The sequence below is a fragment of the Nocardia sp. NPDC005998 genome (genome assembly GCF_040614395.1).
Classification (GTDB): Bacteria; Actinomycetota; Actinomycetes; order Mycobacteriales; family Mycobacteriaceae; genus Nocardia.
Genome location: NZ_JBEXUI010000076.1, coordinates 1 through 15,125 on the forward strand (window position 1 = coordinate 1; position 15,125 = coordinate 15,125).

14 protein-coding genes are annotated in these 15,125 nt (G+C 64.9%); 7 read left to right on the forward strand and 7 right to left on the reverse strand.

The window, feature by feature from the left end:
- Window positions 1–1,185, forward strand: a 1,185-nt coding sequence (locus ABZ293_RS41315) for a GAF domain-containing sensor histidine kinase (RefSeq protein WP_355189792.1), incomplete at its 5' end; no start/stop codon positions are given.
- A gap of 63 nt (window positions 1,186–1,248) precedes the next feature.
- On the opposite strand, the gene ABZ293_RS41320 is transcribed toward ABZ293_RS41315, so the two are convergent.
- Window positions 1,249–3,087, reverse strand: coding sequence for a long-chain fatty acid--CoA ligase (locus ABZ293_RS41320; RefSeq protein ID WP_355189793.1), 1,839 nt, complete (start codon window positions 3,085–3,087; stop codon window positions 1,249–1,251).
- A gap of 276 nt (window positions 3,088–3,363) precedes the next feature.
- Here ABZ293_RS41320 and ABZ293_RS41325 point away from each other — a divergent pair, with 276 nt between their 5' ends.
- Window positions 3,364–3,825, forward strand: a complete 462-nt coding sequence (locus ABZ293_RS41325) for a hypothetical protein (protein ID WP_355189794.1) — start codon at window positions 3,364–3,366, stop codon at window positions 3,823–3,825.
- 62 nt (window positions 3,826–3,887) lie between these two features.
- Here ABZ293_RS41325 and ABZ293_RS41330 read toward each other — a convergent pair whose 3' ends face one another.
- A complete protein-coding gene (locus tag ABZ293_RS41330; RefSeq protein ID WP_355189795.1) occupies window positions 3,888–5,165 on the reverse strand; it encodes a sigma-70 family RNA polymerase sigma factor in 1,278 nt (425 codons plus the stop codon).
- Window positions 5,166–5,180: 15 nt separating this feature from the next.
- Window positions 5,181–5,600, reverse strand: coding sequence for a YciI family protein (locus ABZ293_RS41335; RefSeq protein WP_355189796.1), 420 nt, complete (start codon window positions 5,598–5,600; stop codon window positions 5,181–5,183).
- Between the two features lie 339 nt (window positions 5,601–5,939).
- On the opposite strand from ABZ293_RS41335, the gene ABZ293_RS41340 reads away from it, so the two are divergent.
- Complete coding sequence (locus tag ABZ293_RS41340; RefSeq protein WP_354957625.1) at window positions 5,940–6,383, forward strand: NUDIX hydrolase; 444 nt, start codon at window positions 5,940–5,942, stop codon at window positions 6,381–6,383.
- Window positions 6,384–6,512: 129 nt separating this feature from the next.
- On the opposite strand, the gene ABZ293_RS41345 is transcribed toward ABZ293_RS41340, so the two are convergent.
- Entirely contained in the window at window positions 6,513–7,556 is a 1,044-nt protein-coding gene (locus tag ABZ293_RS41345; protein ID WP_355189797.1) for an LLM class flavin-dependent oxidoreductase, read from the reverse strand.
- A gap of 65 nt (window positions 7,557–7,621) precedes the next feature.
- Here ABZ293_RS41345 and ABZ293_RS41350 point away from each other — a divergent pair, with 65 nt between their 5' ends.
- Window positions 7,622–10,465 carry a discoidin domain-containing protein gene (locus ABZ293_RS41350; RefSeq protein WP_355189798.1) on the forward strand — a complete coding sequence of 948 codons (2,844 nt, stop codon included), beginning with the start codon at window positions 7,622–7,624 and terminating at the stop codon, window positions 10,463–10,465.
- A gap of 61 nt (window positions 10,466–10,526) precedes the next feature.
- Here the strand turns inward: ABZ293_RS41350 and ABZ293_RS41355 are convergent, their stop codons facing one another.
- Entirely contained in the window at window positions 10,527–10,673 is a 147-nt protein-coding gene (locus tag ABZ293_RS41355; RefSeq protein WP_355189799.1) for a hypothetical protein, read from the reverse strand.
- Between the two features lie 455 nt (window positions 10,674–11,128).
- Here ABZ293_RS41355 and ABZ293_RS41360 point away from each other — a divergent pair, with 455 nt between their 5' ends.
- Window positions 11,129–11,596, forward strand: a complete 468-nt coding sequence (locus ABZ293_RS41360) for a hypothetical protein (RefSeq protein WP_355189800.1) — start codon at window positions 11,129–11,131, stop codon at window positions 11,594–11,596.
- Window positions 11,597–11,782: 186 nt separating this feature from the next.
- Window positions 11,783–12,034: a DUF397 domain-containing protein gene (locus ABZ293_RS41365; RefSeq protein ID WP_355189804.1), complete on the forward strand. Its 252-nt coding sequence runs from the start codon at window positions 11,783–11,785 to the stop codon at window positions 12,032–12,034.
- Here ABZ293_RS41365 and ABZ293_RS41370 read toward each other — a convergent pair.
- Window positions 12,010–12,615, reverse strand: a complete 606-nt coding sequence (locus ABZ293_RS41370; protein WP_355189801.1) for a hypothetical protein — start codon at window positions 12,613–12,615, stop codon at window positions 12,010–12,012. The two genes, ABZ293_RS41365 and ABZ293_RS41370, sit on opposite strands and share 25 nt — an antisense overlap.
- 505 nt (window positions 12,616–13,120) lie before the next feature.
- Here ABZ293_RS41370 and ABZ293_RS41375 point away from each other — a divergent pair.
- Entirely contained in the window at window positions 13,121–13,747 is a 627-nt protein-coding gene (locus ABZ293_RS41375) for a hypothetical protein (protein ID WP_355189802.1), read from the forward strand.
- 260 nt (window positions 13,748–14,007) lie between these two features.
- On the opposite strand, the gene ABZ293_RS41380 is transcribed toward ABZ293_RS41375, so the two are convergent.
- Window positions 14,008–14,469: a YbaK/EbsC family protein gene (locus ABZ293_RS41380; protein ID WP_355189803.1), complete on the reverse strand. Its 462-nt coding sequence runs from the start codon at window positions 14,467–14,469 to the stop codon at window positions 14,008–14,010.
- Between the last annotated feature and the right edge of the window lie 656 nt (window positions 14,470–15,125).

Here is a 15,125-nt window from a genome sequence, read left to right on the forward strand (position 1 = left end):
GAGGTCGTGGTGCAGGCGCTGGCGGCCGCCGCGGGTATCGCCATCGCCAACGCCCGCCTCTACGAACAGTCCCGAATCCGGCAGCAGTGGCTGGAAGCCAACCGCGATGTCGCCACCGAACTGCTCGCAGGCGGCGAACCCGACACCGCCCTCGAACTCGTCGCCGATCGGGCCCTGACCCTCACTCAGTCGGCGTGCACCTTCCTCGCCCTGCCCGAGGACCCCGACATCCCCACCGAGGACATCACCGAGCTGGTGGTCGCCGCCGCCGCAGGCGTCGGCGCCGACGAACTGCTCGGCGAGCGCATCCCGATGGGCGAATCGAATTCCGGTGAAGCGTTCCGATCCGGCCAGTTCATCGCGGTCGACGAACTGCGGTTCCAGCCGGTCTTCTACGAGCCCTCGAAATTCGGACCCGCGCTGATTCTTCCGTTGCGGGCCAAGGATTCGGTCATCGGCGTGCTCGCCACCGTACAACCGGCCGGTGCACAGCCATTGGACGAGGCCGGGCAGTCGATGATGGCCGCCTTCTCCGATCAGGCCGCACTGGCCTTGCAGCAGGCGACCATCCAGCGACGGATGCGCGAACTCGACGTGCTCTCCGACCGCGACCGCATCGCCCGCGACCTGCACGACCACGTCATTCAGCGGCTGTTCGCAGTCGGCCTCTCACTGCAGAGCACCGCGCAGCGAGCCCACGCACCCGAGGTCAAATCCCGACTCACCGACACCATCGCCGACATCCAATCGATCGTCCAAGACATCCGGCACTCGATCTTCGACTTGCACAGCACCACCGCGGACGCCCCGACGCTGCGCAAACGCCTGCACGCCGTCGTCGCCGACATGGTCGGAGAAAGCGGTCTGCGCACCACAGTTCGACTCGCCGGCCCGCTGTCCGTGCTGGCCCCGCCACTATCCGAAGACGTCGAGGCAGTACTGCGCGAAGCGGTCAGCAATGTGGTGCGGCACGCGCACGCCACAACGATGACGGTCCATCTGCGTGTAGGCGATGACGTCACCATCGAAGTAACCGACGACGGCATCGGCATCCCCGACGACATCACCCGCATGAGCGGATTGGCGAATCTGGCCACCCGCGCCGAACAGGCGGGTGGCAGCTTCAGTGTGACCAAAGGCGAGGAACGGGGCACGGTGCTGCGGTGGTCGGCGCCGCTGCCCTGACTTCTGCCGGTGCGGCACTTAAGTCACCCGGAGGTGGCGCCTTCCGCGTTCCATCGTTCGACCTCAGTCATAGAGGGCGTCGATGCGGTCCGCGAGGTTGCCGACGACTATTTTGCGGCGCAGCTTCATACTCGGTGTGAGATCGCCTGCCTCGACGGACAGTTCGCGGTCGATGATCCCGAATCTCTTGATCTGTTCCCAGCGATTGAGTTGGGCGTTCAGGTCATCGATGTAGCGGGCGATCACGTCGTGAGTCTTCTGGTCCCGCGCGATGTCAGCGAGCGGCATATCGGCCAGGCCGTGCTTATCGGCCCACTCGGTGATGGCCTGGGCATCGAGACCGACCAAGGCGACGCAATAGGGTCGGGTCTCGCCACAGACGATGAGTTCTCCGGCATACGGACAGAGTCCCTTGAACGTCGCGGCGATCGCGGAGGGTGCGACGTACTTGCCTTGGGAGGTCTTGAACAGGTCTTTCTTGCGATCGGTGATGTGCAGGAAGCCGTCGGCGTCGATCTCGCCGATGTCGCCGGTGCAGAACCAGCCTTCCGCGTCGAAAGCCTCGGCAGTGGCGTCGGGGCGGTCGTGATAGCCGCTCATCACGCCCGGGCTTTTGAGCAGGATCTCGCCGTCCTCGGCGATCTTGACCTCGGTGCCGGGGAACGGCTTACCGACAGTACCGAACCGGTATGCGCCGGGGCGATTGATGAACGAGGCGGCGGCTGTCTCGGTCAGGCCGTAGCCCTCGAGCACGGTGATGCCGATCGCGTCGAACCACTGCGCGACATCGCGGTCCAAGGGTGCCGATGCCGAAACGAAGTACCGCAGCCGCCCGCCGAAGCGTTCACGGATGGTGGACAGCACCAGCCGGTCCGCAATTTTGTGCTCCAAGGAAACGAGCAGCGGCGGCTTCACACCGGCCTGTGTGGCACGCGAGACTTCAAGGCCCACCCTGATCGCCCAGTCGAAGATCTTCTTCTTGATCCCGCCTTCTTCAGCCACCATGCCCTCGATGCGCGCGTGCGCCTTCTCGAAAATCCGCGGGGCGGCCCCCACGATGGTGGGGTGCAGAATCGCAAGGTTGTCCACGATCCTGTCCACCCGGCCGTCGATTGCCGTGGGAAAGCCGATCAGCGGTGACAGCGCCAACATCACCTTGCCGAATGCGTGGGACAGCGGCAGCCACAAGAAGTTCAGGTCATCCGGGCTGAGAACATTCAGCGCATCGATCGCGGCAGCGCTGTAGGTCCATGCGGAATGCGGTAATCGAACTCCTTTCGGAGTGCCGGTCGTGCCGGACGTGTACATGATGCTGCCCAGGTGCTCGGGACGAATCCCGCGGATGCGGGCGACCACCGCATCGGGCGATTCCGCAAGCAATTTCCTTCCACGCTCTTCGAGGTCATCCAGAGTGATCACCCACTCTCCGTTGCCCTCGCCGTCGATGATCACCACCTGCTGTACGTCGGGCAGTTCGGCGCGGTGCTCGATCAGTTTGTCGACCTGGGTCTGATTCTCGGCAACAACGACACGGCTGCCCGAGTTGGCGACGATGAACGTGACGCCGGTGGCGTTGGTGGTGGGGTAAACGGTGGTGGTGGCCGCGCCAGCGCACATCACGGCGAAATCGACGAGCACCCATTCATACCGTGTGGACGACACGAGCGCGATCCGGTCCTGAGCCTCGACTCCCAGCGCTATCAACCCGGCGGCGAGGATATTGACCCGATCACCGACCTGCCGCCAGGACACGCTGGTCCAGCTCTCGCCGTCGGGATATCGGAACGCCTCCGCGTCTGGGGTCGCGGCCACCCGGTCGACCAGCATCTGGGCGACCGACGATGCCCGCTTCTCGATCTTGCTGAGGTCGGGAGGTTCCTCGGATTCTCGGAGGAACGTCATCATCTGATCCTACGAGTCCCCGGCCGATCGCTCGGGCGTTCAGACGAGAAACATGGGCGCGAGGACAGCCTGGCACGATCCCTGCGACCAGCCCGGCCACACCCAACGCGCCGATCACGACGACGCGGACCGCCGCCCGAATCGCCAACAGGCGCAACTGGATCGCGCGGACCGGATTGTCCGGCATGCTGGGCGATCTTGTGAAAAATTGCGTCGATGAGCTCGGGGTGCGCCGGTGGGCACATGCGAACAGCCGGACCGCAATACCGTGGAAGTATGCGAACTTTTGTCCACCTTTTGCTGCTCGTGTGCGCTGTCGCCGTGGCCTTCGGCGCGTTCGGTCCGCTCATCGGCACGATCGGGGCCCGCGACGTTCGGCTCGAAGATCTGCGTGCGGGTTTCGGCTCCGGGCGTTCCATGGACCAGATCGGTGCTCAGTCGGTTCCGTTCCAGACGTCGCTGGCCGTTGTCGTGGTCGGCGTCGCCGTCGCGGTGTTGCTCGCCGCGCTGTTCGGCTCCCGCCTGATCGGCTGGCTCGGCGTCGTCGTCGGCCTGGCCGCACTCGGCGTGCTCGCGTGGCGGTTGGACGAGCAGTTCGACCAACAGTTGCGCAGCGACTACCGCGATCTACTCACCGGCAGCTGGGGCCTGTATCTGGTCGGCGGCGGGCTGGTCATCGCTCTGCTGTCGCTGCTCGTCCCCAGAGAGCGCCCGAAGCGCAACGGAGCAACACTTTGAGCTGCGACCGTTCAGGTCCTGGGTGAAGCTCGAGTACGAAGCAGGGACGCTACCGCCCATCGTCAGCCGAGCTCGGCGAGCTTGCGCCGCAGCACCGCCCGCTCGCGCTCGTTGCCGCACAGCTGTGCCGCCCGCTCCAGTTCGGTGCGCGCCTCATCGGTGCGTCCCAGGCGGGTGAGCAGCTCACCGCGAACGCTCGGCAGCAGATGCGAATGCGACAGCGCCGCAGCCGCCACCAACCTGTCCACGATCGGCAGCGCTGCCGCCGGTCCCTGTGCCATGGAGACCGCCACCGCCCGATTGAGGTCGACCACCGGCGACGGAGCCAGTCTGCCCAGCGCCTCGTAGATGAGTACGATCCGCTCCCAGTTCGTCGCCTCGACATTGGCTGCGACGGCATGGCATTCGGCAATCGCCGCCTGCAAGCCGTAGGCCGCGAGGCCTCGGCCGACCTGCTCCGCGCGGGCCAGGGCGGCCCGCCCCCGGCGGATCGCGGCGCGGTCCCAGCGGCGGCGGTCCTGCTGCTCCAATAACACTGGCTCGCCGTCCGGTCCGGTGCGGGCCGGGAAGCGCGCCGCGGTCAGTTCGAGCAGCGCGAGCAGGCCGTAGACCTCGGGCTCGCTCGGCATCAGCCGGGCCAGCACCCGCGCGAGGCGCTGGGCCTCGCCCGCGATATCGAATCGGATCAGCTCGTCACCGGAGCTGGCCGAGGAACCTTCGGTGAAGATCAGATAGATCACATTGAGCACCGAGCCGAGGCGCTCGGTCCGCTCTTGGGCCGACGGCACCTCGAAGGGCACCCGGGCCGCCGCCAGGGTCTTCTTCGCGCGGGTGATCCGGGCCTGCACGGTGGCGGTCGGCACCAGGAATGCCTTGGCGATCTCATCGCTCGTCAGACCGCCGACCACCCGTAGGGTGAGCGCCAGCCTCGCCTCCCGGGACAGCACGGGGTGGCAGGAGATGAACATCAACGCGAGCACGTCGTCATCGATCCGGTCCGGATCCCAGAGCATGTCCTCGGCCGCGCGGGTGGGTTCGCTCCCGGAGACCACACCGCCCTCGTCCAGATCACGGGCCAGGACGGCATATCTCTCGTCGAGGGCGGAGCGCCGACGGAATGCGTCGATGGCGCGACGCCGGCCGACGGTGAGCAGCCACCCCGCCGGGTTGCGGGGCGCGCCGTCACGTGGCCAGGTCACCAGGGCCTCGGCCAGCGCCTCCTGGGCGAGGTCCTCGGCCAGCGCGAAATCGCCGGTGTACCGCGCGAGTGCACCGACGATCCGCGCCGACTCGATCCGCCATATGGCGGCGACGGCCGCACGGCCGGTGTGATCAGCCATCGCCGTTGGATCCGGTCAGAGCTGACCGGTCGCTTCCCGCCACGCCCGCTCCTTTTGGACCCACTCGTTGTCCTGCGGGAACTCATCGATCGTGGTGACCCGGCGGATCTCGGTCTTGAAGCCGGAACCGGTGATCGGCGACCGCTTTGCCCACTCCACGGCTTCCTCCTTCGACGCCACGTTGAGAATGTAGAACCCGCCGAACAGCTCCTTGGTCTCGCCGTATGGGCCGTCGGTGACCACGGGCGTCTCGGCGGAATAGTCGACGACCACGCCATCGCCGGCATCGTCGAGGCCCTCGGCGGCGACCAGCACGCCCGCCCGGATCATCTCCTCGTTGTACCGACCGACGGTCTCGAGCATCTTCTCGAAGTCGATACTCGCCATCCCCGCGTAGGCCTCGTCGGTGGCGCGCCAGATCAGCATGTACTTCATAGGTTCTGTCTCCTCGAGTATCCGGGTCCCGCTCGGACCCTCTCATTCCTGAGTCGAACGGGGAACGTCATAGATCGACATGCCGCCGACAAATTCTTTACCAGCGCACGACCATTGCCGCTGCTGCGCTCGGCGTTGGCCCCAGTCGCCGAGGTCGATCCATCCTCGGTCAGTTCGGCAGGGCCAGGGCTGCACAGCTGTCGATATCGAGCGATATCTACTGCACGAGAGCACTTCTGGTACCGGCTGTCATGTGGCGGTCATGTCGCGATAACATTGATCGGGTTGCTCTACGTTGATGCGGCGCATCCGCCCGAACAAAGGTTGGTGAGTCCACCGATGTCGGTATCGATATTCGACGAGGCGCTTCCGCGCGGCGAACGTGACGGTTTCGGGCTGCGAGTTGGTGCGATCGTCGACCGGGGCGGGGAAGTACTGCTTTTGGAGGCCCGCAGCACGGGGCCGATCCCGCTCACCCGCAAGCTTCCGGGTGCCACCGTGGAACCGGGCGAGTCGGTTGCCGCGGCGGTGATTCGCGGAGTCCGCGAGGAGACCGGTTTGACCGTCACCGGAATCGCCCACCACATCGGCGACTTCGACTACCTGTCCCCGGCCGGAAAACCGGTCCGGCGCCTGCATTTCGCCGTGGACGTGGCAGCCACCGGTCCAATTCTGCTCAGCGCACACGCTGGCTACGAATGGGCGCCGTTGGATGGCGAATTGCTCGTGACGCCGTCGATCCGCGGAATCCTCCAAGCCTATAAGGACCTCGTCTACGGCTGAGCGGTCACCGGGGTTCTGGTGTTCCGCGCTCACCATCGAATTCCGAGGCCGGGTGACCGCACTCGAGCCATACCGGCACACCGCGACGATCGCGCTGGGCGCAAGATCGCACGGTCGTAGGCTTTTCGGCTATGCCGCCGCGGAAGTCCGCTTCCCCGTGACGGATTGAGCGATATCGAGCAGCCCGGTGAGCCGCGCGAGTCGGCGATGGGAGTCCAGCCGCGCGGCCCGGTCGTAGGTGCTGGTGTGCACCAGGATCTCGTCCGCGCCGGTGCGCGCTATCAATGCCGCCAACGCGTCGGCGACCTCGTCCTCGGTGCCGTGGATGTGGTCGCGCAGCGCGTCGTCGAAGATCCGGCGTTCCCGCTCGGTCATCGGTGTCGACTCGATTTCCCCGGGCGGGATGAGCACCGGGAATTCGCCCCGCGTGCGCGCATATGCGGCCGACCATGCCTCGGGCAGCAATAGTCGATGGGCCTGCTCGGTCGTATCGGCGATCACCACCGCTCCGGACACGACGACATATGGCTGCGCGCCCCATGGCGTCGGACGGAATTCCGCTCGATACCGCTCGATCGCCTCGACCATGCGGTCCACCCCGGCGATCGAGGCGATCACGAGCGGCAGCCCGAACCGTGCCGCTCGCTCCGCACCCGATCCGGTGGCCAGCAGGAATGCGGGCACATGCAGCCCCTGCGCGGGCCACGCATGCACACCCGACCGACCGCTCGCGAAATACTCGAGCACATCGGTGAGCTGGCGATCGAAATCATCGGCGTCGGTCTTGTCGTGCCCGAGCGCGCGCCGCACCCCATCGGTGAAGCCGACCGAGCGCCCGAGCCCCATATCGACCCGCCCCGGATACAGCGATTCCAAGACCCCGAATTGTTCGGCGACCACCAGCGGCTGATGGTTCGGCAGCATTACCCCGCCGGTCCCGATCCTGATCCGGGATGTCGCCGCCGCGACCGCCGCCGCGAGCACCGTCGGGGCCGAACCCGCGACCCCGGGCACACTGTGGTGTTCGGACACCCAGAACCGGTGATAGCCCCACTCCTCGGCCAGCCGCGCAAATTCGACGGTCTCCCGCAGCGCCGCCGGATGGCTTTGTCCGCGTCGAACACGCGAACGATCCAGAATCGAAAACCGCACCGCACCGAATCCCGAAGTCATATCTGTGTCAACACGCCCGGTTCGGGCGCATTCCGCCACGCGGTGAGCTGGACAACACACCCTGGATGCGAGAATGGGTCCCGCAACTGCGAAATCCGGTGGTCGGTCCCGCGGTAGTCGACGCGTATCGCGGCTCGGCACGAATGTCGGCGCACGCCGTGGAGGCGCGAATGTCGGGGATCGTCAAGTCTTTCCAACGAGCAAGCCGTCGCACCACGCTGGTGGGCATCGCGCTCGCCGTCGTTCTGGCGGTGGTGGCAACGGTGGTGATCGTCGCGCTGCGCCATACCGATCAGGCGTCGAGCGATGCGTGTCCAGGTGATCCCGTCGCATCGTCCCCGGCATGGGCACTATCGAATACGCAGGTGGACGCGCCGATCGACGCACACCCGTTCGTCGGCAACGGCTATCTCGGCTTACGCGTTCCACCACAGGGTATGGGCTATGCCGCGACCGATGAAATGACCGGCTGGCCGCTGTACACGCCCGCATACGACGGCGCTTTCGTCGCGGGTCTCTACGCGCACACACCTGGCGTCGCCGATAACCGCGAGGTCGCCGCGGCCATTCCGAACTGGTCCGGGCTGCTGGTCGGCGTCGGCGATCAGACCTATTCACCCGCCACTCCCCCGACCCAGATCACCAACTTCGAACAGACACTGCTGCTGCGATGTGGACTGGTCCACACCCGCCTGACCTGGACCGCGCCCGACGGTAAGGCCACCGATCTGGTCTACGACGTGCTCACCGATCGGGCCGATCAGCACGTCGGCGCGGTCCATCTCACCATCGTTGCGCATTGGTCGGGCGAGTTGGTGGTCTCCGATCTCATCGATGGCGCGGGGGCGCGGCGGCTGAGCCGCACCGGTGCCGGTGCCCGCGATGACGATGCCATCGAGGTCGGCTTCCACACCGATGGGACCGATATCAGCGGCGATATCGTCTCGGTGCTGCGGCCCGGACAGGGCATCCAGTCGTCGGGGATCGAGCCGACGCCCCCGCCACGCGACCTCAGTGCGCGCCAAGATGTCCGTTTCCCGGTGCGAGACGGCGACACGTACCAGGTGACGAAGTTCATCGGCATCGACACCGCCCGCACCGCAACCGATCCGGCCGCCTCGGCATACGAGGCCGCACAGCGAGCCGTTCGGTCCGGATGGGCGGAACTGCTGGCCGATACGTCCGCGGCGTGGCGGGAGCGTTGGCGCGGTGATATCGAGGTGCCCGGCCAGCCGGACGTGCAGACCTGGGTGCGCGGCGCGCTCTACTCGCTGTACTCGAATACGAATTCCCAACAGGACAACAGCATTTCACCCGTCGGGCTCAGCAGCGACAACTATGCGGGCGCGGTGTTCTGGGATGCCGACATCTGGATGTTCCCAGTGCTATTGCAACTTTCGCCGGACTTGGCGAAATCCATTGTGGAGTACCGCTATCGAACCCTGCCCGCCGCACGGGCGAACGCCCAGCGGCTCGGCTATCGCGGCGCGTTCTACCCGTGGACCAGCGCGAGTCGCGGCGATCTCGACGAATGCCACAGCTGGGATCCGCCACACTGCCTGACCCAAATCCATTTGCAGGGCGATATATCCCTCGCGGCCTGGCAGTACTTCACCGCCACCGGCGATACCAACTACCTGCGCACCCGCGGCTGGCCGATCATGCGCGAGGTCGCCGAATTCTGGGCTTCGCGGGTCACTCGCAATGACGACGGCAGCTACTCCATCCGCAATGTCGCGGGCCCCGATGAATACAGCAACGGCGTGAACGACGCGGTCTACACCAATGCGGTCGCCGCGCTCGCCCTGCGTAATGCCGCACGGGCCGCCCAGATTCTCGGCGAACGGCACCCGCCGGAGTGGACCACGATCGCCGACCGCCTACGCATGCCGTTCGACAGCTCGCAAGGGCTCTTCGCCCAATTCGACGGGTACACCGGTGCGCCCATCAAACAGGCCGACACCGTCCTGCTGATCTATCCCCTGGACTGGCCGATGCCGCCGGATGTCGCGGCCCGTGTGCTCGAATACTATTCGCAGCGAACAGATCCCGACGGTCCGGCCATGACCGATTCGGTGCATGCCATCGACGCCGCGAAGATCGGCATCCCCGGCTGTGCGGCCGACACCTACCTCGAGCGCGCCGCACGTCCCTTCGTGCGCACACCCTTCGGACAGTTCGCCGAGGCGCGCGGCGAGAAGGTCGGAGCCAAGGACCCGCTCGCGGGCGCACCTGCCTTCACCTTCGTCACCGCAGCGGGCGGTTTCCTACAAACCTTCACCAATGGACTGCTCGGGCTGCGCTTCGACATCGACGGCATCCGCATCGCCCCCACGCTTCCACCCGAGCTGAACCAGGGCCTCACGATACGTGGAATCCACTGGCAGGGGCGGACTTTCGATGCCGCCATCGGACCCGACGAGACAAAATTGACGCTGACACACGGTCAACCGATGCAGATCCGCACGGAGTCCGAAACTCGCCTGCTCACCGACAACGCCACCTTCCCCACCCGACGCCCGGACTTGACCCCGACCGCCGATCTCGCCCGCTGCAAGCCGGTCATGACCACCTCCGACGAGCCCGGCAAATACGCCGCCGCAGCAGTCGACGGCAGCACTGCCACCGGATGGGCACCCGACGGACCGCAGGGTGCGCTCACCGTCGACCTGGGGAAAGACACCCGCATCGATCGAATCGTTCCGCACTGGACCGAACCCGCCCGCACCGCAACCACTTTCACCGTATCCGCAGACGAACACGCCTGGACTCCGGTGACCGTGGATCCGACAACAGGGACCCTGCCCAGCCCGATCTCGGCCCGTTACGTCCGCCTCGAACTCACGGCCACCGACCCAGCCACGCACCCCGGCATCCGCGAACTCGAAATCTCCGGTCCCCGAACCTAATCCGGATAATCCTGCCGAACAGCACGCTGCTTCAATCTCACATAGACACTGAAATCGAGTATCAGAGCCGGATTCCGAAGACGAGGAAGCCGATCAGCCAGCGCAGATCGCTCAGCGCGGCGGAGTTCCGATACACCGATGGCTTGGCACCGATATTGATGAGCTTCGTTCGGGCACTGACGGTCTCCCCGGCGCCCACATCGCTCAACCACACCTCGCGCCCGGAGCCGAAGATCCCTCCTCCACCCAGCTGGCCGCCCCGCCCCCGCGATGAATGGAGGTGGCCATGGCGCGGGCAAAGTGCGCGCGTGGACGGGATGGTATTGGCGATGGGTCCGGTCACATCGCCCAAATAAGTCCCACCGGCAACCGAGTACCAGGCTCCGCACCCGTGCGCCGCACCGCGATACTCCATCCTCAACACCACCAAACAGCGCCCACAACCCACCGAGAATGCGCTGATGCATATGTGCTCTCGACGTTTACCTGCACCAGCGCATGGTGATCACCGGTCCAGGACTGGGCCGGATGCTGGTCTCGAGTGCTGGGCACCTGAGTGCCAGTAAGTTTCGTGGGTCATTGGGTGCGGCGGGGACACGCCGTTGGGGGAGCACTTTTCGCTGTCACGAATCACTCGGACCGGATGAGCATTAGCCTGAGTTGGTGCGCTGGTTCCTTCCGCTTCTACTCCTTCTTGCGGCATGCGCCTCGGGACCGACACCGGCGTCGACTCCACCGTCGGTCACGCCTACCGAATACGTCCGCACGCCAACGGATTGCGCCAAGCTCACCGTCGAAGCCCTGATCGTCGACCCCGGCCACGGCTACCTCTTCGGCACCCATGCCGAATGGCTGCCGAAAGGCCAATTCGTGCGCATTCGGGTGGCGATCACCAATACCGACAACACATTTCACACTACCGAGACAACCGACTATCAGTTGTCCGACGCGGCCGACGCCGCCCATCCGGTCAGCAATGACGCCATGGCGATCAAACGCCAACCGACCGAGGTCACCATCGGCGCGGGCAACCGCCTGGAACTCGACCTCTGGTACGACATTCCGCTCGATACCGCGCCAAAGCTGCTCCGCGACACTGTCTGCAACCTAACCACCTCGCTCCCGAGTTAGCGGCAGTCTCGGACGCCCCGAATCAGGCGAGGTTGCGCACCGGGCTGCGAAATCACGTTCGGATGCAACTCTTCCTGGGATAATGCACCGATTGCATGAAAATCCACCGTGCTGGTCCTTTTCGGATCGCATCGTGGTGTGCTGGGCGCAATCGATCCTGGAGGGAAGCGGGAACTACGCGTCGTGATGAACGAACAATCACAGTGGAAGTGGTTCAAGAGCAGCCGTAGCGCTGGCTCCAGAAACTGCGTCGAGGTCGCATTTCTCCCGAACAACCTTGTCGGCGTTCGCGATTCCAAGAACCCATCCGGCCCCGCGCTGATCTTCACCGCAGCCGAGTGGTCGACCTTCACCGCGCGGCAACTCGCGGCGACTTCCACTACTAACAGCTCGCGAACTCCCAGTAGATGGGATCAGATTTCTTCGAGCCAGAGGTGACCGGGGTGGACCCGCGACAACCACTCGGACAGTCGCGACCTCTGCGATCGGTCCAAAGCGGGTAGTACATGCCGGAAGTCGGCTTCGTCCTTGTCGCGCGGCGCTTTTGCCTTGAACAGGAGCACGGCCTCCGGAATCGCGTAGGGAATGCCCTCGCGGGTGTGGCGAATCAGTTCTGCATAGGGCAGGGTGATCGCCGGGTCGCGGCGGCACGCCCATCGATCGCCGACCTGCGGTTCCCTGAATACGTCGAGGTGATAGCGCCCGGTCGCGGGTTCGCGTAGCCACGTCTGATGCTGCTTCTCCGCGTCCGCCGGAAACGACAGGATTCGGCCGTCCGCGATCACATCCCACTCGAAGCCCGGGAACGCGTCGACGATCTCGCCGAATCGGCCCTCTGGGACCCCGATTTCGAGGTCGTGGTGTGCACGAGCGGCACCTTCGCTGAACAGCTCGAGCGCCCACCCGCCCGCCACGTACCACGGAACCGCGACACCCGACATTCGTTCCGCGACTTCGGCGGGCGTCCATGGCACCCAGAGCCGGTCGGCTTCCTCGGCCGAAAACAGACGCCCAGCCATCTCAGGCAGCTCCACCACCTCACCCCCGACTCGGTTTCACCACAGCCATCATGACGCGGATGTTGTTCCGATGTCCTACGAAACGCGTGTTTCGCAAGTGCCGTGCCAGTTTCATCTGCTCGCGAGTTGGCTCGATCATCGTGTAGCGGGATCGCGTCGGGGTGGCCGGTGGCACAGGTACGGGATCGGCCCACGACCGATGAGTCCTGTCGCCGAGGGCTCACGCCCTTGACATGTTTTCGCGAGACGGCCCATAGCTTTTCGTGGCCACTGCCCCGAAAAGGTCTGGCTTCTGCCTGGCGATTCGCGAACTTAGTGTTCTGTCATGATCAAGATCACGATGCGAGCTGTGTGTGTGCTGGCCGCGGCTACTGCGTGTGCGGTAGTGACCGCGTGTGGCTCTGACAATGCGCAAACAAACAGTTCCGCGAAGCAGCCGATATCGCATCAGGACGCGACATCGGGCGAATCGCAGCACCCGGCATCGGGACAGTCGCCGGCGACTGTGCCGATCGGTGAGGTATCCGGCAATCCGAAGGCTGCCAGCGCGGTGCAGCCCTGGGCGAACGATCTGGTGGGCGGTGATATGGACCGTCTGGTTGGTAACTGCTGGACGATTGAACCGTCCAATGCCCGAGCCATGTACGCGGATAAGGACGGTATTCTGGCCGCGCTCGCGCAGCCCGGCGCCGACGGACAATGGGCAGTGCTCTGGAAGGGACCGGTGCGGACGGTGAGTTTGCGGCGCAGCGAAATCGCGTCCGGGTACGCGTGTCCGAGGGTGTACGCAACCGGAGCACGTGACACCTTCACTGATGGTGATGCTCGGTACGTTGTCCGCCGCTATCTGTCCCGAGTCATCGGAAAGCCGGTGAATCAGGACGATATCGAGAGCAAATACCGTCTGGCCTGCGCCGGATCAGCCCTGGACAACAATCCGGACATGCTCTCCGGCAGCACCGGCTTTCTCGAGGGCGAGATGAGTTCGCGGACGTTGGAGAGCCGCGATCCCCAGGCGCCCACTCGCGAGGTGACCGTACCGGTGACGAATTCTGCCGGCGTCAACCAGCCTGCGGTCTTCACGGTGGATTACGGTTCGGAAGGCAATTGCATCAGCAATATCACCAGGTGATCCGGCAATTTCGGCGAAACGTGTTGTCGAGCTTGCCCTCTCGTGTTCTGCCGCCACATGCGCTACCGAGTCGCGCAAGGATGAGAAAGCCCGTTCGGTGCGGCGCTGCCGAAGAAGGTGCGGCAGCTGATCGAGTCGGTCAACGACACCCGCAAAGGCCAGGGACCACGCCGGACGCAGCTTCGAGGGAGTCGCGACCCGCACCAGCGCCCCGGTCACTGATCGCCTACGACCACTGACCGGGCTGCGGACTTACTCGTCTAGGAGAAGTGTCCCGTTTCTGCCTGTTCCATCAAGCGCATGAACTGCTCGGTGCGCATGTGGATGAGCGTCTCGTGGTCACCGGCCTCGAAGTAGATGTCGGGTTGTGTGCTCAGGCTTTCATCCATCAGTGTCTTCATGCCGTAGGCAGTGCAGACCGGAGGGATGGCGCCGAGTTCACAGTCTTTGAAGACTGCGCGGATGTCGGACTCGTTGGCCAGCGATAGACGCCGTCCAGTGTGGTCCCACAGTTCTGACAACCGCAGGTGATGAGTGGAAGGCAGCACGGCACCGACGTAGCCTTGCTCGTCTTCGAGCAGGATCGTCTTGGCGAGTCGGTCGCCGGGGATAGCCGCGGTTGCGGCTGTCTCGGTGCTGCTGTGGCTGTGCGGATGTCGCACGACGTCGAACTCGACACCTGCCTTGCGTAGGCAGGTGTCCACGGTGGGTGATATGGGCATGACGGAACCTCCACTGGCTGGTTGGCAGCACTTTCGAACCGGCGGCCCTATTTCTTCATGCTAGCCCTGATATGCCTCGACGAGGCAGGCGCCGCCTGCTCGAACTCATGGCCGAATGCCTCCATACAAACCCCGGCACGGGATCGGAAGTTCGATCAGGTGCGCCGCATCCCGCAAGTATTGCCGCTACCACCGACACCAGGAGGGCCAAGCGTAGCCGTGCGATCAAAAGCTGGATGTGCGCGAAGTGCACAAACAAATCGGAAATCCATCCTTCTGGGAAAACGATAAAACTGGTCAAACGTCTTATCGAAACTGATCGAGCGCATTGAACGAAACTGGTCAAATAAATCGAAGACCATGGATCTAATGGTGTTCCGGCCCGATTCGCGGAAAGAAGTTCAACGGGAAGATGCCACGATGACGGCATGTGCCAACCGAGCGCGGTTGCGCCGATAGCGGAGGCCAGGTGCGCGCGGGCGTCGGTGGCACCGGCGCGGAGCCGCTGTCGCGAACCCCCACCGCGCCAGCGCATTCGGGTAGTTCCCAGCCGCGTCCCAGCTAGGGCGTGTTTCATAAGTGCTGAGGGGTGATCGCCGCCGTCAGGATTGCGGCTGAAAGTCGTTGCCGGAGCGGGTGTGTCGATGCCGTGAGAT

Excerpts from the sequence above, each read along its gene's own strand:
- ABZ293_RS41365 (WP_355189804.1), top strand. The coding sequence starts at position 11,783 with ATGAACGAACAATCACAGTGGAAGTGGTTCAAGAGCAGCCGTAGCGCT.
- ABZ293_RS41335 (WP_355189796.1), bottom strand. The coding sequence starts at position 5,600 with ATGAAGTACATGCTGATCTGGCGCGCCACCGACGAGGCCTACGCGGGG.
- ABZ293_RS41340 (WP_354957625.1), top strand. The coding sequence starts at position 5,940 with ATGTCGGTATCGATATTCGACGAGGCGCTTCCGCGCGGCGAACGTGAC.
- ABZ293_RS41350 (WP_355189798.1), top strand. The coding sequence starts at position 7,622 with ATGCGAGAATGGGTCCCGCAACTGCGAAATCCGGTGGTCGGTCCCGCG.
- ABZ293_RS41370 (WP_355189801.1), bottom strand. The coding sequence starts at position 12,615 with ATGGCTGGGCGTCTGTTTTCGGCCGAGGAAGCCGACCGGCTCTGGGTG.
- ABZ293_RS41320 (WP_355189793.1), bottom strand. The coding sequence starts at position 3,087 with ATGACGTTCCTCCGAGAATCCGAGGAACCTCCCGACCTCAGCAAGATC.
- ABZ293_RS41380 (WP_355189803.1), bottom strand. The coding sequence starts at position 14,469 with ATGCCCATATCACCCACCGTGGACACCTGCCTACGCAAGGCAGGTGTC.
- ABZ293_RS41345 (WP_355189797.1), bottom strand. The coding sequence starts at position 7,556 with ATGACTTCGGGATTCGGTGCGGTGCGGTTTTCGATTCTGGATCGTTCG.
- ABZ293_RS41325 (WP_355189794.1), top strand. The coding sequence starts at position 3,364 with ATGCGAACTTTTGTCCACCTTTTGCTGCTCGTGTGCGCTGTCGCCGTG.
- ABZ293_RS41330 (WP_355189795.1), bottom strand. The coding sequence starts at position 5,165 with ATGGCTGATCACACCGGCCGTGCGGCCGTCGCCGCCATATGGCGGATC.